This window comes from Ensifer aridi (genome assembly GCF_002078505.1).
Taxonomy (GTDB): Bacteria; Pseudomonadota; Alphaproteobacteria; order Rhizobiales; family Rhizobiaceae; genus Sinorhizobium; species Sinorhizobium aridi.
Genome location: NZ_LUAV01000020.1, coordinates 11,907 through 35,394, shown reverse-complemented (window position 1 = coordinate 35,394; position 23,488 = coordinate 11,907). Strand labels below are relative to the sequence as shown.

The window sequence follows — 23,488 nt, the reverse complement described above, 5'->3', positions numbered from 1 at the left end:
TGGCTTCAACCTCAAGCGAGGCCAACCGCGGCTCGATACGGCCGTCGTCGATGAAGCGGGTGAGCCCGTCCCAGCGCGAGAGCGTGTAGCGGATGGCTTCGGCGAGCTTTGTCTTCTGGCTGATGAGAGCGAGTTGTTCGGTCAGCCATGGTGCGAGGCTGTCGATGATCGGGCGGCTCATTTCCTGCCGGACGATGCAGCGTTCCTCGTGAGTCTTGTCCGGATATCGTCCTCGATCTTGTAGAGTTCGGCGATGCGCCTGAGCGCTTCGCTGCAATAGGCGCGGGACCGGCCGCCGCCAGTTCATAGAAGCGCCGACGCACATGTCTCCGGCAGAGCTGGCTCGGCGCTACTGCTTCTGTTCTCAAACGCCCTTATCAGGGGATTCCTGCAGGTTTGTTCAACCCGTGAGGCAATCCTCAATGGCGGTTCGGTTAGGACGTGGAGATGTTCAAGGCACAGGCAACCAGCACTCAAGCGTAGAAGAGCATACTAGGCGCAAGCCCTGCCGCCGGAGCCCCGTTCACGCGCAGCTTGACCGATTAAAAGGGTAGCCGCAGGAGGTTTTGTGCAGGGCGCGGAAACCGGGACCGACTGCCTCCGGCAAGCTGCTCCGCTTCGGGCAGGCGAATCCACCTCCCCTCACCTTCCCGGCCGCGCCAGCGAGCGGGCAATATCGATGATGTCGTCGCGGCCGGCGGTCGGGTCCTCCTTGTTCCAGGCGACCCCGAGTCCGATGCGGAAATCGACGCCCCTCACCTTGCGGAGCTCGAAATTGCGGTTCGGTGCGCATTTCGCAAAAGCCGGACAGGGATTCCGCTAAGTCGCGGACATTCGTTTCACTAAGTCGCGAACAGTTTTGCGGCGGTGGTCCTCGGGTGCCTGGTTGTCTTCATGGGTGATTGATTTCGCCGTTTTCGTCGCCGGTCAAGAGCGGCGGCGCCTTTTGCTTTCGCATGCTGTCGCCGTGGAGGGTGATGCGATGGGCGTTGTGAACGATCCTGTCGAGAATGGCGTCGGCGACGGTGGGGTCTGCGATCAGGTCATGCCATCTGGCCACCGGGACCTGGGCGGTGATCAGAGTGGACTTGCGCCGATAGCGTTCCTCAACGATTTCGAACAGATGGAAGCGCTGCTGGTCGGTGAGGGAGTGGGTTCCGAAGTCGTCGAGGATGAGGAGCTGCACGCGCGTGAGCTTGTCGATCAGCCGGGGATAGCGGCCATCAAGGCGGGCGAGCGCCAGGTCCTCGAAGAGCCGTGGAACGCGCACGTAGAGCACGGAATGATCGAGCCGTGCCGCCTGGCGGCCGAAGGCACAGGCCAGCCATGACTTTCCGGTGCCGGTCTGGCCGGTGACGATCAAATTCTCATGCGTCTTCAGCCATTCGCCCTGCGCGAGCGCCAGGGTGTTGCGGCGGTCCAGCCCGCGCGGCGCGGCAAAATCGATGTCTTCGATAGAGGCCTCGGGAAAGCGCAGCTTGGCTGAGGCGAGCCGGTTCCGGACGCGCTTGTCGGCACGCATGGCGATCTCGCGGTCGAGCATCAGGCCGAGCCACTCGTCGCGGCTGAGCTCTTGGGCGTTGGTCTGCTCGGCCAGCTGCCGCCAGGCGGCGGCCATGCCAGCCAGGCCGAGCGCCTGCATCTGGTCGAGTGTCGGGTTGGTCAGCATTCTTTCTTCCTTTCCTTCACTGGTAATAGCTGCTGCCGCGGATGTTGCCGTGCGCCGGCGTCGGCTTTGCCGGCTCTGTGGTGCTCGCCCGGTCGAGGCCGGATTTGAGAATGGCGGTGACGGAGGCGTAGGTGGTCGCGTTGATCGTGAGCGCCCGCTCGCAGGCCGCCTCCGTGCGCTCCTGCCCATAGCGCGGCGAAAGCGACAGGATGCCCATGGCGGCGCGGTATCCCTGTTCCGGATGCGGCCGGTCGCGCATCAGGCGCTCGACCAGGATGGCGGCGTTGGGCCCGATTTTTGCGGCCCGAGCGATCAAGGTGGCCGGCGTCGTGTTGGCGTAACGCTGATGCGCCTTCGGCATGTGGGCGTTGACGGTGACATGACCGGAGCGTTGCGAACGACGGACATGGCTGGCGACGCGCTGGTGATCGTGGAAGATCTCGACCACCCGATGGGTGAGCCGGAGCTGGACGGTGCGGCCGATCAGCCGATGCGGCACCGAATAAAAGGTCTTGTCGACCTCGACATGGTAGTCGGGATGGACCTTCGCCGATTTCCATTCCGCGTATTCGAACGGCGTTGCCGGCAGCGGCCTTAAGGCTGCCCGCTCGATCTCCTCGAACAGTTCGCGGCGGCTTTTGCCGACATGGCGCATTGGCCGGTTGTTCAACTCCTCGAGCAGTTCGGCGATCGCCGAATTGAGCTCGGCCAGCGAGAAGAACGTCCGGTTCCTGAGCCGGGCGAGAATCCAGCGCTCGACGATCAGCACCGCGCCCTCGACCTTGCCCTTGTCGCGCGGCTTTCGGCTGCGGGTTGGCAGGATCGTGGTGTCGTAATGCTCGGCCATCGCGGCAAAGGTCGCGTTCAGCGTCGGCTCGAACCACAGCGCCCTGGCGACCGCCGCCTTCAGATTGTCGCAGACGATCGCCTTGGTGACCCCGCCGAAGAAGGCAAGCGCCCGCACCTGGCCGTCGATCCAATCGGGCAGCTTTTGACTGAAGCTGGCAAAGGCGAAGGTCAGGTTGGAGGCGCCCAGCACCGCGACAAAGATCTGCGCCGGGAAAATGACGCCGGTCGCCGGATCGATCACCGGCACCGTCTGCCCGGCATAGTCGGTCTGCATCACGGCGCCCGCCGCATGCCGGTTGCGGAACGTCGGGCTCGCCCGCCGCCGGAAGGCGGCGAACCGGTCGCAGAACCACGTGAAGCCGTAGCCGTCGGGATGGGCGGCGCGATATTCCTGCCACAGAAGTGTCAGCGTCACCCCTTCGCGCTTCAGCTCCCGGGCAACCAGCGCCCAGTCCGGCTCCCTCAGGTCCTGCGGCGGGCGGCCCATTCGGTGAAACAGACGCCGTTCCAGCGCCGCATCGTCATCGTAGGCCGGCGCCAACGGCCAGCTCGACAGCCCCGCCTCCCGCGCCCGCAGCAAATAGGTCGAAACCGAGGTCTTGCCGATCTTCAGCCGCTCGGCCACGTCGCGCACCGACAGACCCTGTTCATAGGTCAGGCGCAGGATCGTCCGGATGTCCCTCACGCTCGTTCGTCTCGCTTGCTTCCGTCTTGGCATGGCCCCTCTCAACGTCTCGTGAGAGGCCAGATTGCCAGAACGGCGCAGCCGAGGACCGACCATCAAATCCGCCCGGTAACTGTCCGGGACTTAGTGGAATCGCTGTCCGGGACTTAGCGAAATTGCTGTCCGCGATTTACTGAAATCGGTGTCCGGGATTTACTGAAACACGCAGTCTTTGCACGGGGTCGATCGCGACCTGAACGGTGATAAGGTCATCCGCCTCGCCGCCATGTTCTCCACCGAACCGGCCACCGTGCGTCGTATGACCTTTTCGAATATCGCGCAAACGTCGCGACGCCTGATTGCAGCCAGGCCGCTGCAGTCTTGCTCAGCCTGTCATCCGGGTGACCACGAACCGAGGCCTATCCTTCGCAGCCAGCTCCTCGGCTGGCGCATCACCTGTCCGCTTTGCGGCGACGTGCTCCGGCACTCAGCCGAGCATGACCGCCCTTCTCCGTTCGACCGCTACCGTGGTGCTGCGCTGATAGGAGAACGGCTCCTCGACGATGAAGCCGAGCGCGGTGTCCGAACCTGGACATCGCCGGCCGAGATCGCGCGCCTGCTGCTGATGCGACGCGTGCCGAGGCCCCTTCCCCGAGGGTACGAACCGTGGCGATTCAGGGTGCTCGGCGCAATCATTCCAGATCTCGATGATGTCATCGAACGGAGGAGCCTGCCGACACCGGCAAGTCCGATCCTGCCGCTGAATCTGCGACCAGCTCTGCTAGCCGGCGCAGCCATCGTCGAGCGAGCTGGGCCAGAGATGCTCAAAATGCTGCGTGCGAATATGATGGGTCAGAACCAAGCGCGATTCAGCAGCGCTATCGACGAGATCATGACCCCTGCATCCAGATCGATGGCGTCTTCGCAATTGCAGTTAATTTGAGAATCCAACCGGTCGGATTCTCAGTTTTAAATGCCAAACCCAGCTGAAACAGGCGCATTCTCAAATTTAAGTGCCAGGCGACAATCCGCATGCACCACGCACACACTTGCGTATTCCAGTGATACGTCGATGCCGGCATACTCTTTCATCGTCGTCTCTCCGTGCTGCTATGGAGCAGGCCACTCCTGACTCCGCGACACCCATCATTGTGAGGGACGACCACCGGCCCTTCAAACCGGGCGGGCCGGGTCCGCCCGTTACACCATCCTCTTTGCCAAAACGTGAACATGTTCGCAACAAGCCGTGCACGGCGCTGGTGAAGAACGCTCCCTTCAACCGCTGTGAACTTTGGCGTCGGATGCGATCTAGGGCTCAATTTTAGCACGAAGAGGACTGCCAATTCGTTGCGCGGGGACGGCAGGTTTGCGCCTTCATCCCGGTCTTCAAAAAGGCTCTTCGGCGCGGTGACCGGAAGCTGCCATCCGCTATTCCCGGGACCATTTGAAGGGCAGGAATGGGACGTCCGCCGCGCCTTGTTCAAGCGTATGCTCAGCGGACAGATCGGTCATTCGATCCTTGTCAGTTCTTGTGTGGATATGAGCGGCCGAGAAGCTCGCCTAGAACCAGCGGCCATTCAAAAACGGCCATCGGCCGTTTGTTGACTCGCTGTTCGAGCCTGACAAACGGCCATCCGATCTGCTTAGTGCCCCCAGAAGACCATCGACCTCGCGCAGGATCGCTGCGCATAGCCGACGCGAGCCTTCGGGATTGGCTCGGTTCAAGGGAGCCCCGTCAGCGGAAGTCCAATAGCGAGCTCAAGTAGAGCAATAAAATCTGAGTCGGGTATTCGCTCTGGCACACGCAGTCTGCATGGCGTCCCAGTGCATAAGGAACTGCCGCAGACGGTTCTCCCATGGTGTTTCGTCCAGACCGTCCACGAGCGCTTCCCTGCGCGCCATCTTTGCGCCGACGATCCAGATTTCACGATCGAAGGACGGGTTGCGACACGACGCGTGGAGCAGATCGTTGAGTTGTGCGGTGGTGAGACCGTCCGGATTGCTAAAGATGCGGTTGCGGCCATTCAGTCTAACCCTATTGGCTTGTACATCGGCTTGCCACCGCTCGGGCGTCCAGACCGGGGACGGCTGCCCTCGCGAGATAAAGCCTAGGCTGGCAAGCGCCTGCCGTCCCACATCCTGCAATCCGCCAACGTTGAAACCGTGACCTCGCTGCCCTTGATCGCCAACCTTGGCGTGGACAAGCACGATCTTTTTGGCATCAGGATCAACCCCAATGAAATCCGCGGCTTCACGGTTGTCGTCGTCACAAAACCAGACAGGAAGCCCTTCAATTGCAGCGGTTAGTTTGTCGTCCGCGATCCCGTTCGCAACGCGCTGGCCGTCGCAAGTTACCGAAAAGAGACCGAAAATGGATTGCCTGTACCAATTGCCGCGGTCGGCCGCGTAGTCGTTCTCGCCCTTCTCGCTCTCGACAGCATCAAGAGTAGTCGATTCGTGGACATATTCGAGAACTGGCTTGGTGTCACCGTCCTGGACCCACTGCATCTTCGGCTCGTAGAAACTGCCCTCCGAATACACAACGCTGTCACGCTGCGTGAGAATGCGGAAGGCCTGCCCTTTATTAAGCCGCTGAACGAGTGTCAGCGCCTGGCTCCTGCCGTCCCCTTCCGGCGCCGGAGCAAGCTCATCCAGCCTGGTGCTGGTGAGCCTGTATTTGCGCGTCTCAGGAACGAACTCCACGCTGCACGGCACATCCTCTTCACCGATCTGGATTGTGAAGTCGCCGGTAGCGCCGTCCACCTCGGCACACAGATCAAAATAATCTATGCCGTCATGGAGAACCCAAGTCGCCACCCCGACCTCGTCGTCCCGCATATCGTCAAGCGATGGGTCAAGCAAGATCGAAACCGGCCGGGCTTCGTGGTCGGTAATATCTTCGACCAACGCTGCGTAGCGCCCAAAGACACGGTTCCGCGTCCTATCAGCATCCGTGAAATCAGCGGCAATTTCTGCCGTCCACGAAATATAGTCTTCAACCGGAATATAGCGCTCAGAACCATCGCGGAGGCGCGAGCGGTTAAAGCCAACGTACCGCGCGGTCCCGTTCACAAAACCGGCGGCAGTTGCAGGAACCAGTGAGGGATCGAGCAAATCGGTAAAGGCATCCGCAAAGGAACGGGTGCGCAGCGCCATTGCCCGGATTGCATGTTGAGACATGTCGAGCGAGGAAAATGAGATGCGGGAAAGTCGAGACGGGTTGTCTTCGTCTTCGGGAAATGCCTTCTCCATGACAGACCGGGCCGCACGTTTGAGGGGAAGGCCGTCCACATCGACCACCAGGCCTTCGGTATCGTGCATAAAAACGAATTCGCCCTGCTGGACGGCAAGGAATATCCCGAGCTTCCATTCGGAAAAGAAGCGGTCAATCAGGTACGGCGAGTTTCGCCATGCATAATAGGAAAAGCCCATCGACCCTTGCGGCATCCCTTCGATCGGCGTGATCTTGAACCGGTCCTTGTCCATGATGGCTTCCTCGATCACCGTGCCAAACGCGCGGATGTCGGGAAGCGGCACGGCTGTTCGCAGCACGGCGGCGGTCCGGGGAAGCTGGATGTCACCGGCGGCCAGCGGCTGCTCAAACTCGAAGCGCCCCCGAAATTCACCGCTGATGTACTGGTACTCGGCCATATACTCGAGCAGGCGGTCCGGTAACGTGACTTCGTTCGTGACGATGTGCGCCGTATTCCGTGCCGCATAATCCTCGTAACCTTGGTAACGCTCCCACGCAGTTCGAATGCGCTCGGCATTGGCAGGCGTGGAAAGAATCCAACCGGTCTGCGGCACACCGTCTTCGCCGTTCGAATGTCTGGTCGCACGTCCAATCTGCTGCACAAGCTGACGTGCATTTCCCATAAGGTCGAAGATGGCGACGGCAACAAATGACGGATCGTCGATCCCCTCCATGAGCTTGTTCTGGTGAATCCAGAACTGCGCGTCGGCGCGCGACCGAAGAGCCGACCCTACACTGGTGAACATGTCCCTGTTCCCGAGCGTCTTTTTGGCCCGGTCATGAATAACGACGGCGCGGGTCCGGAAGACGCGGTTAATCTCAGTCTGCAAAAGCGTGAGGGTCTCGAGATCGTCACCGCGCACCATGACTTTTGGCGTTTCACCGTTCCGAAACCAGCGCTCGGCCTCACGCAGGCGGTCCGGCAATTCATGGTGCAGAATGCCGACAAACTGCGGGATTGCGGCTTCCCGCCCTACGGGCCTGTCGTCGCCGTGAGGCACGATGATGTCGGCAGGACGGATAATACGCCCGTCAACAGCCTGCCGGTAAGGGAAATTGAAAAGATAGCGCCCGCGCACACGGAACGATTTGTAATCGTTCCGGTAAGGCGTTGCGCTTAACAGAACAGTCGGCAGATTGAATTCGCGAACGCCGCGTGACCACGAGATTGCAGGCTCATAGTGGCCTTCATCGACGATCACAAGATCGAACTGGTCACGGATATGGGCAAGAAGGGTCGCCGCGTCCTGGGAACCGCCAGCGTCGGGGTCATGTGCTGTCTTGCGGATATCACCGAGAGCCTGATGGGTGCCGACGAGGACTGCCCGATCGGAGTCCGGTTCGGCGAGGTGCTGCGCGATCATGCCTACGTTCCTAGGCAGGAATTGCTCGACATACACGCTTTCCAAGGCATTGCCGAACTGTTCCGCCACGGCAGTAAAAAGCGCCGTTCCCTCATGCTCGAAGCCCAAATGCTTCCAGAAGCGATAGCGAATGTCCGCTATAAGCTGTTCGGTCAGCGCTGTGCGGGGCGTGAGTACCAGTACGCGGCGTACGTCGGGAAGACAGCGCGCGAGCACGGCGATGATGCCGGATTTGCCGGTCCCTGTTGGAAGTTTGAGAAGTGCTGCTTCTTTTTGCTCGGGCCGCTCTGGGATCGCCTTGTCCCCATTCAGGTAGGCGACAACCGTAGCGATCGCTGCTTGTTGGTGTTCCCACAGGCGCGGCGCACCGTCCTCGCCATCCCAAAAGCTGTAGCCTCCGAGATGGCGCATTCCCCGCCCATAGGCTGCACCATCAATCCCATCCTGCCGTATCGATGTACGCTCATCTCTAATGAGTTCTCTCAAAGTCACTTTGGTTTCCTAGCCTGAGCAATGCGACGCCACTGTTTAGAGCTCGCCCCAAAGTTGAAGCAGTAACACCTTATTATTGCGAGAGAAAGGACGTCCATGCAGCGGTCCGATTTCCCCCGAAGCTGATGAAGATAGTCCCACCTGCACCGTCGGGTGCTCCGGTCTCAGTCTTCGTGCATGGCTGTCTGGAATGATGGCCACTGTTCGCTGCGGTCCTCCTAAAGGTCGGCTTTGGGCCGAAAGTTCAGATTCGCCCAGGACGCGGGAACGACCGGTTTAGGATCCCAGAACGCGCCAATCCGCAACCGGCTCGATTTCGGTCGTTTCGGTCACCGCCAAACATTGTTCGATATGCCACGGGGGCGCCTCTCTGAAGGAATTGGCGCTTCCGGTTCCCTTTACGACTGGCAGTTCACTCGCTCCCCTGCGGATTTCAAGGCGGACATCGTGACTGCCCACTCAAGGCTTCAAAAAAGCCAGAAAGTCAGCGATCGAACAACGACCCCTGCTGGGGCACGAAAGCCGGACCGAGGAACCCACTGGCTTCTGTACGGGTCTTTTCACAGCAAGAGGAAGAACAAAAGAGATCTTTATGCCGATAGCCTAACGGAACATCGTTGGCCGGAGAGTTAGATGGCGGCATCGTTGACTCTGCCCGCTACATGGACTCTTACCGCAGCGCTTGGTCCCCGCCGGCCGTTTCCCGCTGAACACGGACCGGCAATTCGATCACCCCCAGGCACTGATGACCCCAGAGCCTTGTTGAAAACAGCCTAAATTTGAACGCTTCCGTGGCAACACAACGCCTTTTCCGCGGCGGAACTTCACGCGCGCCCTAAACGAACTTGTCGACTGACATCGGGAAGGCGCGGGTTAGAATATTAACTTGTGCACGCTTCTGAACACGCCGTAGGTGAGAATGGTGTATCCGTTGCAGAAGCTGGACATTTCGAAGTCGCAACGTTCGCCGTTGATGTCCTGAAACGTGAATACTCCCTCACCTACAGGACCTTTTTTGCGTGCCGATATATAGGACTGCAGGGCTTGATAAGCCTGTGGCGGGGTAATGTTCGCGAAACGGGTTTGGAACCCGTTGGATCTAATCATATGCGAAACGTTCTCACCCGGCTCGAAATCGCCGATATCCGGATGGTACGGATGGCGACTGATGATCCCAAACACCGGATGCTCTGGAGAACGTTCGCAAACCATCTGCCACAGTGTGGTCGTCAGGGTATTGCCGTACCGCTTATTAAGGCTCTGGATATGTGCCCATGAGAACGGAACGTCCCGAGCCTCCTTCTTGAACCGCTCGCCCAGGAATATCAGTCGTCGCCCGCCGTAGTTGGCTTCCGCCTCCATGGTCTGGTGACATGTCGGACTCAGAGTGGATTCATTGTCGCCCAGGAGCAAAGATCGATGCCACGGCAGCAAATCGTGGATGATCTCGTGAGAGATAATGAAACGGCGCTTGAGTTGGGCAACCTGGTCGTCGATAAAGATTTTCTTCTCATTCTCCTTCAGCATCAACAGACCGCGCAGGTTGAAACGATCGACGACATCTATCATGCGGGAAGCCGTACTAATAAGTGTGCTTCCCGCCATTTTCGCCCGATGCGCGATTTCGTCGAGCAGATTGAGGTCTGATTTGCTGTAGTAGGTCAGATCGAGCTTCTGGAGTTCTCTTACATCCTCGAGCTTCAGCGGCGGCTCCGGGTTGTCCAGGTCGCGCAGAAGTCTGGTGATATGATCGTTGATATCGACGATCTCATACTTTCCAATCGAAGGCTCGATCGCCGACATGTTCACTTACCCTTGTTGTAATTCGATAGGGCCTTGACAAAGTTATTCAGACTGCGGCGCTCGGATTTTGAGAGAGATGAAAGATCGTCGGAACTAGCTGCGAACTTCACCGCGGCTTCATCGAGATTTTCATTGCGGGCGATAGCGTCCGCCGTAAGACTTTGGATCGCTTGAGCCGACACTTCCAGATACTGAGCAAGCTGATGAATTGTCCGCGGCTTCGGTACATAATTCACATCCGACTCTATTAACTCAATCTCAGCCGTTTCCACACGTATCTTGTCGGCGAATTGAACAACACTCAGCCCGTCGCGTCGGCGAACCTGGTGAATGAGCACGCGCAAGACCAGTGGTTTAGCCGCCTCGGTTCGTTCGTTACTTGATCGATCGCCAAGAAACCTCTTCAACGGCGCAGCATCAAGCAATGGAATTCCCGCCTCGGCTTCCACCACGCCGTCCTGTCGAATCTTGGCCCGTAGCCACTCGTTGGTAAAATGTAGCTTCATGTTCCTACTCCTCGCCCCCTTCGGGAGAGGTAAACATCTTGGCCGCAAACGACGCCGACACCTCGAAGTACCTCAACCCACTGTAATCTTCGTCAACACCCAGATCGGTCATCCCGATCTTCTCACGGTAAAACTCCTCTGCGCCTGGCAGAGCATGCAGCCCAACACGACCGCGCAGCTCCTCCTCGAAGGAAAAGCTGATGGCTGTCGATATCAAAGCACGCCCGCACCCTGTATATACGGGCTGCGCGACCATCCTCGGGCGGTTCCATGGAGCGGTAGACAAAAAGTCGACGTAAATCAGCGGCGCTCGAGGATGCTCCTCGTGCCGGCTGAAGCACTTTTCGCCGCCTTTGCGCACCAGCATGATCGCTTGAGTGATCGCCGCGACTTCCAACACGAACAGTTCGTACAAAAAAGGCTCGCGCACTGCGGCAAGCATTTTTCTGCCCCACTCCCACCGCGCGTCTTCAGCGTTGATATCCGAGGCAGACGCTCCGATCCGCAACGCCTCGACACGACGTTCCTCGAACATCGGCCGCCAGCGAGTTTCTATATGCGCGAGGTTCTGGGCATCGAACCCTTGGTAGATCACTGCATCTTCGTCACGGCCGGTTACGCGGTTGTAGATCGATACGGTTCCAAGATTGGTCTTCATAGAACCATAAGCTCCGCCTTTTCGGTCTTGTCGGCATTCTCGACGAACACCTTGTCCCCTCGGGCGAGCCTTGCATCCACGGACTGGTAGAGCCGAAGCGCCTGCCTGACCAAGGCAGTCTTTGAAAGACCCTTTTCTTCGCAAAGGGCCTCCAATGCGTCCATCTCCGCATCCGTCAAATTGAGCGTCATCGTTCGTTTCATTCGGATTCTCCGGGGCTGTTCCTAAGAACATACGGTCGGCCACCGATTCTGTCAATGTAAAAAACGGTCAAAAACTAGCTTGATTTTAGCTGGAATTTAGCTATTTTTCATTCATCCCGATTAAGGAGACACCGATGGCAAGAGACATCCGCACTTCAAACGACACACTCGAAATAGGCGCCGCCATCGGCGGAGAGCTTGTGGGTACGGCCAACCAGATGGAGACCCAAGGGATGAAGCCCAAACCCGAAAAGACAATTCGGATCATTGTGAACACCCGGGAGAAGTTCGTTGAACCGGGAATGATCAGCTTCCAGGAGGTGGTTCGCCTCGCATTCCCCGATTTGCCCGCGGGGCCGAACACATCATTCACCGTCAGCTACCGAAAGGGCTCCGACGAGAGACCGGAAGCCACGTTGGTTGACGGAGAGTCCGTAAAGGTCAAGAAAGGGATGGTATTCAATGTCTCAGCAACTGATAAGTCTTAACCCTGATTTGAAACGGCTGTTTGACGACGGCTATGAGGTATCAGTGGAGCATGGCCATCTCGTTGTGAGGCATGTTCCCTACGTCACGGCAAACCGCGAGATCCGGCTCGGAACGCTTGTTTCGACCTTGGCGATGTCCGGAGATCGAACCAACCCTCCAGAAACCCACGTAATGATGTTTGCTGGCGAATTTCCCTGCGATCAGTTCGGACGGCCGCTTGAAAAAATCCGCCACACCTCGTCTCGGCAGAGGATTGGTGGAGATGTGGTTATCGACCACAGCTTCTCCAGCAAACCCCAGCACGGCTACCCCGACTATTACGAAAAGGTCACAACCTACGCTTACCTGCTCGGAAGTCCGGCCGCCGCTATCGATCCGGACATAACCGCACGAACACATCGTGTCGTCGAGGCGTGTGACGACTCGCCCTTTGTATACATGGACAATGCTTCGAGCAGAGCCGGCATCAATGCTCTCTCCGAAAAGCTCAAAGCGCCTTCGGTAGCCTTAGTCGGCCTGGGCGGAACAGGTTCATATGTCTTGGATCAACTTGCAAAGACACCCATTTGCAACATCCACCTTTACGACGGCGACGTATTCGAGCAACACAACGCGTTCAGAGCACCCGGCGCGCCGAGCGTCGGAGCGCTACGGGAGCGTCCGTTCAAAGTCGATTATTTCGCGTCCATTTATCAGAACATGCACAGAGGCATCGTGCCGCATCCGGTCTTCATAGACGATGACAACGTCGACGAGCTCTCCGCTCATTCAATTGTGTTCGTGTGTATCGATGCTAACGAGGCTAAGCGCGCGATCATCGAGACTTTGGAGCAGGCCGGGGTGCCCTTTATCGACGTTGGGATGGGGCTCGAACTCGTGGAAGATGCGCTGATCGGCTCTGTTCGAACTACAACAAGCACCCCGGCTTATCGTGATCACGTTCGATCGCGCTCGCGCATCCCGCTGCATCCCGCGGGTCGCGATGACATGTATGGACGCAACATCCAAGTGGCAGACCTGAACGCGCTGAATGCCTGTCTCGCGGTAATTCGCTGGAAGAAACTTCGCGGTTTCTACGCTGATACGGAACGAGAGAGCTTTAGTCTTTTCACCGTCGATGCAAACCACATCTTGAATGAGGATCTAGCACCATGATCCGCGCCGAGCCAATGAGGCACAAGTTTGTTGACGCCTTCCCCGAGCGACTAGAAAGGGGTGTTCTCTATGTCGCACTCGACTTTGCTACCATGTCACATCTCTGCGCGTGCGGCTGCGGAACCGAGGTCGTCACACCGCTCAGCCCCCTTGACTGGAGGCTGACCTTCGACGGAGTGACGATCACAATAAATCCATCGATCGGAAATTGGTCGCTTCCCTGTCGCTCCCACTACGTGATCAAGCAAGGGGTGATACATTGGGCCGGGGACTGGAGTGACGAGCAGATAGCGGAGGGACGACGACGAGATCTGTTGGCGAAAAGACAAGAGCAAGCTCCGTCGTCATCTCCAAATCCAATTCCAGCTCCTGCAACAAGACGCGGCATACTCCGTCGTCTGCGAAATTGGCTCAAAAAATTTAGCGCTTACAGTATCGCTGGGTAAACGGAAACCTCTAAAACGAATTCGAGTATCCTGTACCGACACCTCAGGTGGCCCGAGGCCTGGGGAATCTGATGTGCTGACACGGTCTGATTTGCGATCCGTTACCGCGAAATCAGGATCCCGAACTCATCCGAGAGGCTGATCAGTCCGCGGGCGAACATCCAGTGTGCGGTGCCTGAGAGGGCGATGCCATTGCCGAGAATATCGGGTCCGTTTGCCTCCACAGGCCGGATATGTGCAGCATGGACTTCCGCACGTCCGCCACCGTTTATGAGCTTCAAGCCAGTGATTGCGGACCGTTTGTCGTAGGCATGCAGAACGAGCCGGCGAAACAGCCGATAGCGAACGATCCGCGACGAGAGCGGACTGCGCGGCCCGGAGGCGATGAAGCCCGCGCCCCCGGTACCCAATCTGCCCTACATACCCCTCTCGCTGAAGTGGCTGCAGTTGTCGCTTGGCATTTAATTAGGGTCTTCCTCAATTTGTGTGTTGTGATTATTGATGAGCGGTAGCATGCGTGCTCTGAGGAGCTCCGTGCCTGCTCTCCCATACATCGCACGTTTGATCGTCTTGAGGCGGTTGATCTGGCCTTCTGCCTGGCCGTTGCTCCAGGGCAATTCGATGGCGTTGCGAACGGCGCCAATGTCGCGGTGCAAGACCCGCGCGAACCGGACCATCGGGGGCGAGCCCGGAGCTGATGGTATCGTCGATCCAAATGTCGAGCTTGCTCGATTCACCGCTCCTGAGAATACCGCGAAATCGCAGCGCAAGGCTGCGCATCAAGGCAAACTCAGGTGATCTCTGCTTCAGGACGTCGACCTTGCTAGCCTGATTGATCGTCAGCATGCCCCGAGGTTTGATGCAAAGGGCAGCCGCGACCACCGGCGAGATCACATGGCCGGTCTCCGGATCCCTTATCGGGATGATAGCATCGCGGTCCGGGTGATGGGGTATGACCGGAGCCGGTGACGCACTGTCCTTGACCGACCTTTCGGCGCGGCGCCAGCTTGCGAGAAGCCGCTCGAGATTCAAGAAACTGCCCGTGTAGCCGCGCTGTTTGATATCGTGGAACAGATGCCTTCCGCAGCGATTGCCATTTTTCCAGCACTCGCCGAAGAAAGCCTCGAAATATAAGGGTGATGTCGGCTTCAACGCCGCCTTCTGTCGGTCGGGTGGCGTCTCGAAAGTCAGCCATTTCGCGATGCTGCGCCGGCCGTAGCCGGTGCGCCGTGCCATCTCCGAATAGGACAGACCTTCCTTGTTCAAAGCGTGCACAGTATCGAACACCACCTGCCGTGATTGTCGATGAGCGTGACGCACCCGGCGCCGGTGCATTGCGTCAACGTGATGATCCTGAATTACATCGATTTGCGCGCTCCCGATACTTTTGTCCGGCAGCAATGCTCGTCCCGTGGCGCGGCCGGAAAGCTCATCTGCTCCTCGATTGCGACCCGCAGATTCTGCATGAGATGGAACCTATCAGCAACTTGACGCGCTTGCGGTGCACCCTCGTGAGCAGCTTGCGCATACAGCCCGCATCGGTCTCGGCTCACGATCTCGACAGAAGGGTGCCGCTTCAGCCATCGCGCGGCACTCGCCACGCTCCGGTCGTCAAGGATGTCCACGACCGAACGGCGCTCCAGGTCGACGATAATCGTGCCGTAGCGCCAGGATCGCCGCCAGCTCCAATCATCTATGCCAACAACCCGAATCCTGGCGTCGCAATGAGCGAGCGCGGCATCCCGCTTCAGCTGCCGCAGGATCGTGTCGTCGCTCACCGGCATGCCGAGCCGCCGCATCAAGCGCTCGCCGGGACGGCCGCCGGCGTTATGACCGAGCAGACTGAGAATCTCCGAGACCCGCCTTGTCCGGCGCGCATAAGGGGAGGCAATCGTCGGCAGCCGGTCGGTGAATGTTTGTCGTTCACATTTCTGATGGGCGCACCGGCAGCGGCTCAACCGAAGCTTCACCGTTACGGTTTTGCCCTGGACCGGCAGATCTTGAAGGCTCCGGTCGGAGCAACCATGCCGATTTCGGGTCCGCCGTCCGCAATCGGGGCAAATGCCGAAAGCTGGTCCGGCAGCGGAAACAACCCAACTGTCATCATCTGTGAGCGCGACACCCAGAACTTTTGCCCCTGGGCCGGGCGACCATTTCGTTTTCGTTTGCATACCCGCCCATAGCGGCAGGATGTCTAACGGCGAGTGAACCACACAAATTGAGGAAGACCCCATTTAACTGCCAAGCGACATCAATCAAGGGACGCGCCGATGGATAAAGCGCATCCGGAGGAAGTGATCCGGAGCAAGAGTGTCACTCGAAATGTATTTTCGCCCGAGTGGGCAGCCCCGCCGTGTCGGTCTCAATTTCAGCACTGATTTTACCTTCGGGCATCGGACTTGTATGCGGCGTGATAGCGACTGCAAGGATACGCTTTGTGTCGTCCCCTTCATATTCGATCTCGACGATCCGGCGCGCTACCAAAGCCGCCGCCAAAGGAATGAGTAGCTGGCTCTCATTCGCAAAAAATGCCCCTTGGTGAGTGAAGGAGCTTATTAGTACCTGGGTATCACCGAGACGACCAAGATAGTCGATATCGTATACAACACCCTTAAACTTACCCATGTTTCCCCCTCCTCTTGATCCGTGCAGCATTGACAGGAACCTTCCGCCAATTCAGGCCTGCTCGCGAGATCGATAGAAGCAAGCATCATCTCCTAGCGATGAATTCCCGCGCCTATAGTCTACGATTTCGCCGAGTCGCCACTCACGAGACCGCCGGCAGCGCTACTGCCGGAGCCACTCAGATCTTCACCGACTTAAGCCTTGAACGGTGCGGTCTCGTCCTCGATTACTTTTACGTAGTATACGGTTTCCTCCGTAAGTCCGCCGAATTGCATACCCCAGTCAATGACTCGGGAAGTTGTGAAATCTCTCCCTGGTCGAATTTTGATCTGAGAGTGCGCAGTGCGAATCGCTTCTTCAAGTGATGTTCCAATGCCTTCATATACTTCCGCAGCATGCAATTCTTTGTACTCCTTGTTCGAACGTGTTTAAGACAAGGACAAAACGCCCGGTAAGGTCTAAAGGAGACGTTTTGCAGCCCATCCAGGGCTGAAATCGATGAGTCTTATTACTCCGTTCGGCTCCGCATATTTGACGAAGGGAAGTTCAGTCTCGAGCCTCTTGCAGATCTGCGGCTCGACAAACGGCGTACAGCTTGCCGTGACCATGAATTCTTGCATGGCAATATCCCTGAGCCCAGCAGACGCCAGCTCTCGTTCTATCTCGGCTTCGTTGGAACCCGGTTCTATTCCAATAATTAAGCTTCCAGCAATCTTCGGAAAGACCAGATCTCTTTCCCGACGTGTTTGAACACTTCGAAGAAGGATCTCATTCTTCTCGGGAAAGCCGGGATCGCCCAATCCGTTCTGTTGCCAAGTAACCGTACCGCCAATAAGACAGTCGAGACCCGCGTCCAACACGAACAAGAATTCGGGCGGATATATAACCGCGAGCCCCGTTCGCACACACGGGTTAGCGACAGTTTCGGGGATCGAGACTTTTGCGATACCTTCAATCAAATATAACTCGGAACTCTTAACTTCAGGCAGATCAACCCCGAAGTTTTTGTAGGCTTCCGTTGCGGCTAAATGGACCTCTTCGATGAATGCAGTAGGCTCCGCCTCTGCCGACGTTGCCTTGTCCGGGAAGGTGGATAAGGCTTTCGAACGAATTTCTGCAGCCGTAGCCCAGGCACGTCCCGGCAGGTTCCAAGGAAATGGCCACGGTAATGGCATACCTTCAGACATCGCGAATCCTCTCATGTCGCAAGGCGCTTCCCGTAGCTAGCGCAGCCGTGATTCAGGCGCTGAGCGAGCCATCAAAACTGCGAAGCTCTCAAGAGATCGGACAAACATAAACGGTGGCCTAGTCTTCGACAAATGGAAGGCTTGATTGGCTCTAGATCGTCGTATCGTTGTACGCCAGTTAAATGCAAAGAACTTGACGTCTGCGTCATTTACATAAGAACACCGTAAATTAGAAATATACCACTTGTGCTATTCTGCACAATGCATCTCTTGGCGCGCTGGCGCGACGCTACTTGGCGGCGTGGACAACTCCTCTGACCCGCTCCGGCCCAGGATCAGCTCCTGCCTTGCAATCGGATCGGCGCATAGATCTCGATGATCTGCAGATCGGCGTTCGTCGCCTTCTGCGCCCCGAACACCTCGCCGGGGTCGGTCGAGTCGCCTTGCTCGCGGGGAAAGAACTGCTGCCAGGGATCGCTGCGCCATAGCGCGATCGTCTCCTCTCTTACTAACGGATTGCTGGCGCGAACCGTCAGGATCCGCCCGATCAGCGGACCAGATAAGGGCAAGACCGGCAAAAAACCCGTCTCGAACGGTTCCAGCGGTACTGCGCTTAGACCGGCGTCGTGACCATCCGGCGAATGGTACAGGCCAACGAAGATCTCGTCCTCACCGCCCGACACGCTCGAGATTCCGGCCGTCAGCAGAAGGAGGCTGAAGAGCCGCTGGTTCTCCTTGCCGGCCGATCTCTCGGTCAGGAGACCATTGGTGGAAAGCCATCCCTTTCCGGCGGCAAGCAACAGGCGTCCGGGCGTTTTCTCGTCGAACCGGAGGTCCAGACTGCCGACCGGGATTTTGCTAAGACGTCCGAGGACATCCATGTTTGGCAGAAATTGCGCCCAGCGACCCTCGGTCGGCTCGGAAACTTGAACGGCCCTACTGGCAAGGAGCGGGCCAATTGCAGCACCGCTTGGCGTGATCTGCATGCTGACCTTTAGTTCGTTCTCCGCTGTGTCGGCGACCGACGGCGCATCGAACCACCGCGTTTGCCAGGCCAGAAACCAGTGGCCCTCGCCTTCGCGGACGAGCAGCAGGACGTCAAACCAGGCATAATGCAGCACGGCAGTCGCAGCCGGATCGACGATAGACCTCTGGCGCACCGCAATCATGCGCAGATCGAAGGCGGTTGATCTCAACGCGACTGGCTCGTTCTGCGCCCCGTCGAACAAAAGCGTCCATACACCGTTGGCCCGCTCGGCCTCGACCTTCAGCGATACCGGGTCGTCGATCCCCTCCAGCCGCGCTTCGACCGTGATCGTGGCGGTCGCCGTCTCCGCGGTGGCCGCGATTGCATGCTGCGTGAGCGAGACTTGCCCGACAGTGGAGCTGACAGAGGCGGCTACGCTGTTCCAGTAGTCGTCCATCGCTTCGGCGAGCACCAGGCGGCGGAAGGCCAGCTTGCCCATCCACCAGGCGTCGGGATCGTGCTCGGCGAAAGCAGGCGGGCGGACGACAAAGGAGCTGTTAAGGAAGAGGCCGGTCGCCGTTCCAGTGTCGAAGCCATGGCCGAGCGGCCCGGCGATCGAAAGCGGCGCGACCCCACGCAGCTGTTCAACGTTCTCCGGCGAGCGCTTCTGAAACGCCGTGTGGTTTGCGAGCCCGTAGGTCCTCACCAGCGGATCTGGCCCGAACTCGACCGCCCGCGCCGGACCCGCACTCCCGGTGCCGGGATCATGAATCTTGCGTCGGTACGCGATCTCGGCGCCGCCGATCATCCAGTCGGCAAGCCCCGCGTGCTCGAACCAGGCCCCGTCGGCGATCGCGAGGACGCCGGACACTGCCGAAAGCGCCTCGCGCTCCCGCAGCGCGCGCGTCAGTGGCAGTACCGCCCTTATGCTCGGCTTCGGAACGTCGGCCGGATCCGATGCCGGCCGTAGCACCCGGTGCCAGCGGGTTTTCCACTGTCCGGTGGCATTCTCCCAGCTCGCCGGGACAACGGATGGAAGCGCCTTTCCTGCGAGCGCGTAGGCCGCCGCGTAGCGTGACCGGGCCGTCGCCTGGAACCGCAGGTAGCGCGCGGTCTCCTTGCGCCTCGGCGAATTAAGTGCGATGCGTACGGGCAGGACAATCATGTCGCCGGCCTCGTCGCGCTTCTCGCTGATCGCGATGGCGACGGTCGGGTCGCCAAGCGTCTCGTCCAGCCGCTCGGCAAAGCCTGCCACGTCCCACAGTAACGGGTAGTCGGAAGGCGAAGGCGGCGGAATCCGCTTGGTCGGATCGCGATCGTGCGGATCACCCGGGTCATGCGTCGGAAAATGGTTGAACTCGTCGTGCTTCTTGAACGGGAAGGGCGGCAGTGGGCGGCCCGTCCATCGCCAGGCCTGCGTCCCTACCGTGATCGATCCCACCGCGTCCATCGCAAGACCGGGCCGTCGCGTGAAGTCAAGCCGGACGTCGCCCTCGTGCTCGTCTTCGGCCGGCATCGTTCCGACGACATGGCTGGTGATGGCGGCCGCGAGTTCCTGCTCCGAGGGCATGGCCGGCGAAGCGGCTTCGAGGGTGAACGCATGCAGGCTGAACAACCGGTAGCCGTTGCCATGCTCATCGACAGGCAAGTCGGCTTCGGCAATGTTTCCGACCGACGCCTCCCGCACTGCCTTGTCGAAGCGACGGATGCCGCCGGGCCACACTGGATCGCTGAATTTTTTCCTGAGTACCGCTGCGAAAACCTGGACGACTACGATGTCTCCCGCGGCAAGCGTCACGGTTCTGCCGGTCTTGTCGAAGATCGGCGCGCTCTTCGGACCGATCTTGCAGACGAGTTCGATCGGCGGACGGCTGGCGAAGGGGTCCTCGGCGGCCACGGAGGAGTTCCAAGTCCACTCCCACGGAAGGAAGAACGGATCGAAAGACGCTGTCGCCTCCGACGCCAACGCGCCGTCGCGGCGAACGCGCCGGACCGAGACGGCGAGGGCATCGACGGCCGGGTCCTGGATCACGAGCAAATCCTCTATCGTCCGGATTCGCGCCGCCAAGGCCTCGGCCTCGGCCCCTGAGGCTTCGCGAAGCCGCGCCGCGCAAGCGTTCTGTTCGAGCGTGAGGTCCGCCTGCCGGTCGCGCAGCTTCTTGCGAAACTCACGAAGTGCCTGCCGCTCCGAAACATCTGTCTTGAGCGACTCGTCAAAGGCGAGCCAGCGATCGAAATCCTCGATCGGTGTGACGGGCGGACTTATGCGAAGCCGCAGCGTGCTGCAGCCGTCGTTGAGCTCCCCACCATTTTCGTCGGCCAGCAAGAGCGCCGTCTTGAGTTTCAGCGGCCTGAGCGCCGGCGGCGACGGAGCGGGCCGCCATGGCTCCACAGCCTCGGGCGGAACGAGGATTTCCTCCGCGAGCGGCTTCGTCTCCTTGCCCGGCGTCATCGGGTGATAGCTCCTGCCGTCGGGCAGCGGGATTGCCTCGACGCGCAGCGCCCCGACGCCGGTGCAGCGCAGATAGGTGAAGCGGCGCAAGATATCGGCGCCGGGAGCGAAGTGCCCCGGGGTTAGCTTTCCCGGATCGAGCAGGGCGGGGTAGTCGTTGCGGCGGATCGCTTCCGGCAGCGCCCCCTGATTGGAGATGCCGAACGGGGCGATCTCGTAGGTGGCGCCATAGGCGAGGAACGGCAGCAGCGTTTCCGCGGGCGGCCGCTCCTGCGTAACCGGCTGGAGGAGGCGCAGGATACGTGGGTCGGGCGGGGGGGCTTCTTGGGGGTCGGTCATGGCGTCATCCTGGCCATCGCCGATTACCGGCCGGTTGTCGTAGCTGATCACCCCCTGTGGCGCGTTGCCGACATAGCCGACGGGCACCGCACCGAGCACCGTGCGCGGCGCGGCCTTGAATTCGACCGCGCTCGGCGTGCCGGTGAGAAGTGCGTCAGGGTCGATTTCGGCGAAGGACGCCGTCAGGCAGCACCAAGACTCCGCCGCCCGATCGGACCGCCGCATCAGCATGCCGTATCCAGCCAGATCCTCGTTGAAGTCCCACCCTGATGACTGGCTGATGACGAGACGGTCGATCTGAAGAGCGACGGGATGCGCGTCCGCCACCAGCGGGCCCGTCAACAGCGTCTGGCCGTCCGGGTCCCGGTCGGGGTCAGTGAACGAGCTTTTCACCCGCGTCTTGACCACGACGTCGATCGCCTCGGCAACGGCCAGACGGGCGCCTGCCGGCAGATTTCCGACCCTGCCGTAGTTCGCCGCATACGCGTCCTCTAGTGCGGCGGGGATCCCGCTTGCTTCGCACAGGGTTCCGAGCACATACGCCGAGATCGCGTCGCGAATGCTCCCCTTTTCCGTTTCGGTGCCACGCAAGAAGTCGATGTCGCGGGTCGGGCCCGACGCCACCCTCCGCCATATCCCCTCTTTGTGGATCCATGGCAGGTCAATGTTCGCCTTTCTCAGCCGCCCGACCGGGTCGAACCCGTGCTCGGAAAGCCACAGGAATGCGTCGGTTGCGGCCGACAGCCAAGGCCCGAAGTCCGGATCGCCCGCGATTGCCCGGTGCCAGTTCGCCACCTGGATCCCTGCCGCGCCGGCCGGGCCGACGGCCGCATCGACGACACGACGCAGCATGGTGGGATCGTAGGCAGCGGCAAGACCGGGCATGCCCGCGACCGCATGGGCGATGGCCGGCGCGAATTCCGCGCCACTGTCGGGCAGGCCGAGAGAGGGGCCGATTGCGCCGGCAAGGACGCCGTACCATTCGGCAAGCCGATCTTCTGCGCCTGTCCCGCCGGGGCGGAAGGCATCCCGGAACGCCTTGTCGCCGGCTTCGATGGCGGCAACAAGGCGTTCTGTCTGAGCGCCGTCCAGCGGCGTACCACGCACGGCGCCGTTCACCTGCTCGACGAGCGCGCGATGGGCCGGCGCGCCGTTCGGTCCTTCGACGTGTGTTCCGTCGTCGCGCACGACGACGCCCGGACCGACGATGTCCCGCAGCGCCACCAGCACGGCTCGTGTCAGCCGGCCGGCACCGTCTTTTCGATCGCCTGCGGCAATCGCCGAAGTAAGGGGAGCGCCGGGTGCCTTGATGTCGTTCTGCAGGGCGTCGAGCAGACGCTGCGGCAGGTCGAACACCTCGCTAGTGCGTGCAGGCAGCCGTCCCAGCCAGTCGTCGAAACCAATCCCCGTGCGCGGGTCGTCCGGCTCTGCCGTGTGTTTGCGCCGCACCCAAAGCGTGTCAAGGTTGATGAAGCTGTTGGTGCTCGAAGGCGGTGCGGTGAGGTCGATCGCCCGACAAATGGCCTCGACGGGATGGCCGCCGAAACCACCGGGATAGGGAACTGTGGCGACAAAGGACGATTCCAACCGCGTCCAGGTCGTCGCAGCGAGATCCGGCGCGAGCGCCGTACCGTCGCGGAGCGTCAGCCGCGGCGCGACCACCATCAGCACATGCTCGTCGGTCGGTTGGGACGGCGTCGGTTTCACCGCCGTGAGTTTACAGAAGCGGACGAGGTTGAGGCGGCCGTGCGGGATGGGCGCCGGCATCGAGGCAAGGCCCGCCATGAACGTTTCATAGCGGAAGGTGACGGTATCGCCCGCCACTTCGTCAATCGGCGTCTTGCTGTTGCCGTCGTCGAGGCCGCCGAGGATGAACGGCCGGAGTTCCGTGAAATTGTTTGTGCGGCCTGGCCGATCGGAGACGAGGTCGGCCAGCGCCGCATGGCGCAGCGACCCGAGCACGCTGTCCGTCATCTCGAAATCGACGCCACCGACGGTGCCATCCGGCAGTGCGATATGGCTCGTCGTGATCCCCAGCGGATCGATGGTTGGGTCCGCATCCGCGCCCGGATCGACCGACGCCCAAAGGGCCGCGAACTGCAACTCCCCGCCAATCCAGGGAAAGAGGGGACCGGCCCCCCTTGCCAGGCGGTCGAGATAGGTCGAAAAGCTGGCGTCGTCCGGAGCCGGAAGCGCGTCCCCGTCGACATCGTCGAACAGGATGCGCGCTGCCGCCAGGACGGCGTCCTCCGGCTCGCCGGGATCCGGGCGCAGCGCCGCGCCGGAAAGGCGCATACCGACGACCGGGTTCACCGAGGCGGGGGCACGGACGAGATCACAAAGGAGAACGAATTTCATAATCGTCCC

Annotated in this window: 15 protein-coding genes and 4 pseudogenes; 4 read left to right on the top strand and 15 right to left on the bottom strand. The window is 60.0% G+C overall.

Annotated features, from left to right (window positions below; all coding sequences use genetic code 11):
• Positions 1-31 precede the first annotated feature (31 nt).
• The 4 genes and pseudogenes from AYK65_RS18330 to istA all read right to left on the bottom strand — a co-directional run.
• A pseudogene (locus tag AYK65_RS18330) lies at positions 32-335 on the bottom strand (IS66 family transposase); the annotation flags it as partial.
• A 307-nt stretch (positions 336-642) separates the two neighbouring features.
• A pseudogene (locus tag AYK65_RS18325) lies at positions 643-789 on the bottom strand (LysR family transcriptional regulator); the annotation flags it as partial.
• Positions 790-892: 103 nt separating this feature from the next.
• On the bottom strand, positions 893-1,669 hold the full coding sequence (gene istB / locus AYK65_RS18320) for an IS21-like element helper ATPase IstB (protein ID WP_081159356.1): 777 nt from the start codon (positions 1,667-1,669) through the stop codon (positions 893-895).
• Positions 1,670-1,685: 16 nt separating this feature from the next.
• The gene (gene istA / locus AYK65_RS18315; RefSeq protein ID WP_081159354.1) at positions 1,686-3,236 is read right to left on the bottom strand and encodes an IS21 family transposase; all 1,551 of its coding nucleotides are present in this window, start codon (positions 3,234-3,236) and stop codon (positions 1,686-1,688) included.
• A gap of 178 nt (positions 3,237-3,414) precedes the next feature.
• On the opposite strand from istA, the gene AYK65_RS32470 reads away from it, so the two are divergent.
• Complete coding sequence (locus tag AYK65_RS32470) at positions 3,415-4,125, top strand: hypothetical protein (protein WP_244560010.1); 711 nt, start codon at positions 3,415-3,417, stop codon at positions 4,123-4,125.
• Between the two features lie 26 nt (positions 4,126-4,151).
• On the opposite strand, the gene AYK65_RS33490 is transcribed toward AYK65_RS32470, so the two are convergent.
• From AYK65_RS33490 to AYK65_RS18285, 6 genes are all read right to left on the bottom strand, one after another.
• Positions 4,152-4,274 (bottom strand): hypothetical protein, encoded by a 123-nt coding sequence (locus AYK65_RS33490; protein WP_275531670.1) that lies wholly within the window; start codon positions 4,272-4,274, stop codon positions 4,152-4,154.
• 666 nt (positions 4,275-4,940) lie between these two features.
• Positions 4,941-8,291, bottom strand: a complete 3,351-nt coding sequence (locus AYK65_RS18305; RefSeq protein WP_139793229.1) for a DEAD/DEAH box helicase — start codon at positions 8,289-8,291, stop codon at positions 4,941-4,943.
• A gap of 873 nt (positions 8,292-9,164) precedes the next feature.
• Positions 9,165-10,094 carry an ImmA/IrrE family metallo-endopeptidase gene (locus AYK65_RS18300; RefSeq protein WP_244560009.1) on the bottom strand — a complete coding sequence of 310 codons (930 nt, stop codon included), beginning with the start codon at positions 10,092-10,094 and terminating at the stop codon, positions 9,165-9,167.
• A gap of 2 nt (positions 10,095-10,096) precedes the next feature.
• Complete coding sequence (locus AYK65_RS18295) at positions 10,097-10,600, bottom strand: helix-turn-helix domain-containing protein (RefSeq protein WP_026614415.1); 504 nt, start codon at positions 10,598-10,600, stop codon at positions 10,097-10,099.
• A gap of 4 nt (positions 10,601-10,604) precedes the next feature.
• Positions 10,605-11,258, bottom strand: coding sequence for a hypothetical protein (locus tag AYK65_RS18290; RefSeq protein WP_081159350.1), 654 nt, complete (start codon positions 11,256-11,258; stop codon positions 10,605-10,607).
• Positions 11,255-11,461 (bottom strand): ribbon-helix-helix protein, CopG family, encoded by a 207-nt coding sequence (locus AYK65_RS18285; RefSeq protein ID WP_034885196.1) that lies wholly within the window; start codon positions 11,459-11,461, stop codon positions 11,255-11,257. Before AYK65_RS18285 ends, AYK65_RS18290 begins: the two co-directional genes overlap by 4 nt.
• 134 nt (positions 11,462-11,595) lie before the next feature.
• Between AYK65_RS18285 and AYK65_RS18280 the strand changes: the two genes are divergently transcribed.
• The 3 genes from AYK65_RS18280 to AYK65_RS33060 are packed head-to-tail and all read left to right on the top strand — an operon-like array spanning position 11,596 to position 13,551.
• Positions 11,596-11,949 carry a multiubiquitin domain-containing protein gene (locus tag AYK65_RS18280; RefSeq protein WP_205625824.1) on the top strand — a complete coding sequence of 118 codons (354 nt, stop codon included), beginning with the start codon at positions 11,596-11,598 and terminating at the stop codon, positions 11,947-11,949.
• Entirely contained in the window at positions 11,924-13,105 is a 1,182-nt protein-coding gene (locus tag AYK65_RS18275; protein WP_026614418.1) for a ThiF family adenylyltransferase, read from the top strand. The genes AYK65_RS18280 and AYK65_RS18275 overlap by 26 nt, the downstream gene beginning before the upstream one ends.
• On the top strand, positions 13,102-13,551 hold the full coding sequence (locus AYK65_RS33060) for a ubiquitination-like system serine protease family protein (RefSeq protein WP_081159348.1): 450 nt from the start codon (positions 13,102-13,104) through the stop codon (positions 13,549-13,551). Before AYK65_RS18275 ends, AYK65_RS33060 begins: the two co-directional genes overlap by 4 nt.
• Before the next feature lie 104 nt (positions 13,552-13,655).
• Here AYK65_RS33060 and AYK65_RS18265 read toward each other — a convergent pair.
• The 5 genes and pseudogenes from AYK65_RS18265 to AYK65_RS18240 all read right to left on the bottom strand — a co-directional run.
• Positions 13,656-13,913: pseudogene (locus AYK65_RS18265) on the bottom strand (HNH endonuclease); the annotation flags it as partial.
• Between the two features lie 99 nt (positions 13,914-14,012).
• Positions 14,013-15,722: pseudogene (locus AYK65_RS18260) on the bottom strand (ISL3 family transposase).
• A gap of 142 nt (positions 15,723-15,864) precedes the next feature.
• Positions 15,865-16,176, bottom strand: coding sequence for a hypothetical protein (locus tag AYK65_RS18255; RefSeq protein ID WP_081159347.1), 312 nt, complete (start codon positions 16,174-16,176; stop codon positions 15,865-15,867).
• Between the two features lie 458 nt (positions 16,177-16,634).
• Positions 16,635-17,363: a hypothetical protein gene (locus AYK65_RS18245; protein ID WP_244560008.1), complete on the bottom strand. Its 729-nt coding sequence runs from the start codon at positions 17,361-17,363 to the stop codon at positions 16,635-16,637.
• 335 nt (positions 17,364-17,698) lie between these two features.
• Entirely contained in the window at positions 17,699-23,479 is a 5,781-nt protein-coding gene (locus tag AYK65_RS18240; RefSeq protein WP_081159345.1) for a hypothetical protein, read from the bottom strand.
• Between the last annotated feature and the right edge of the window lie 9 nt (positions 23,480-23,488).